The sequence below is a fragment of the Cellulosimicrobium composti genome (assembly GCF_010287905.1).
In the GTDB taxonomy this organism is placed as follows: Bacteria; Actinomycetota; Actinomycetes; order Actinomycetales; family Cellulomonadaceae; genus Cellulosimicrobium; species Cellulosimicrobium composti.
In genome coordinates, this window is sequence record NZ_JAAFAN010000152.1 from 1 (window position 1) to 903 (window position 903).

2 protein-coding genes are annotated in these 903 nt (G+C 67.2%); both read left to right on the top strand.

Annotation, left to right across the window (positions count from 1 at the left end; translation table 11 throughout):
* The first annotated feature begins 68 nt into the window (after positions 1-68).
* Positions 69-377, top strand: coding sequence for an IS3 family transposase (locus GYH36_RS19400; RefSeq protein WP_043657873.1), 309 nt, complete (start codon positions 69-71; stop codon positions 375-377).
* Positions 374-903, top strand: a 530-nt coding sequence (locus GYH36_RS20435; RefSeq protein WP_162290701.1) for a DDE-type integrase/transposase/recombinase, incomplete at its 3' end; no start/stop codon positions are given. The genes GYH36_RS19400 and GYH36_RS20435, both read left to right, overlap by 4 nt.

Here is a 903-nt window from a genome sequence, read left to right on the forward strand (position 1 = left end):
GGGGCTGCTGCACGGATCTGTGACATCTCAGATCGCTTGCTCGCCGAGCAGGCTGGAAGGATGTTGCTGTGCCCAGGCCCTATCCCCGTGAGTTTCGTGAGGACGTCGTGCGGGTCGCCCGGAACCGTGGTCCCGGTGTGACGCTGGCACAGATCGCCCAGGACTTCGGGGTCCATGAGATGACGATCACGAAGTGGTTGCGTGCCGCCGATGTCGAGGACGGCGTGAAGCCCGGCGTCGCCTCGGAGCACGCACGGGAGTTGCGTGAGGCTCGACGTCGGATTCGGTTGCTGGAGCAGGAGAACGAGGTCCTGCGGCGGGCGGCGGCGTACCTGTCCCAGGCTCAGCTGCCGGGAAAAGGCTCTACCCGCTCGTGAGAGAGCTCGCCGCGGCCGGTGCCCCGATCAGGGTGCCGGTCGCGGTGGCGTGCCGGGTGCTCAAGCTCCACCGCCAGCACTACTACGCCTGGCTCGCCCAGCCGGTCACCGGCGGCGAGCTCGAGGAGGCGTATCTCGCGAACGCGGTCTTCGATGCCCACCGTGAGGACCCCGAGTTCGGCTACCGGCTGCTGTTCGACGAGGTGAACGCGGCCGGGCACAAGGTCAGTGAGCGCACGGTGTGGAAGATCTGCTCGGCGAACCAGTGGTGGTGCGTGTTCGGAAAGAAGCGCCGCGGGAAGAATGGGCGGCCCGGCGCGCCCGCGCACGATGACCTGGTGCGTCGCGAATTCACGGCGCCTGGCCCGAACCGGTTGTGGTTGACGGACATCACCGAGCATCCCACCAGCGAAGGCAAGGTCTACCTGTGTGCGGTCAAGGACGTGTGGTCGAACCGGATCGTGGGGTACTCCATCGCAGACCGCATGACGTCCCAGCTGGCCGTCGACGCCCTGGAATCGGCGGT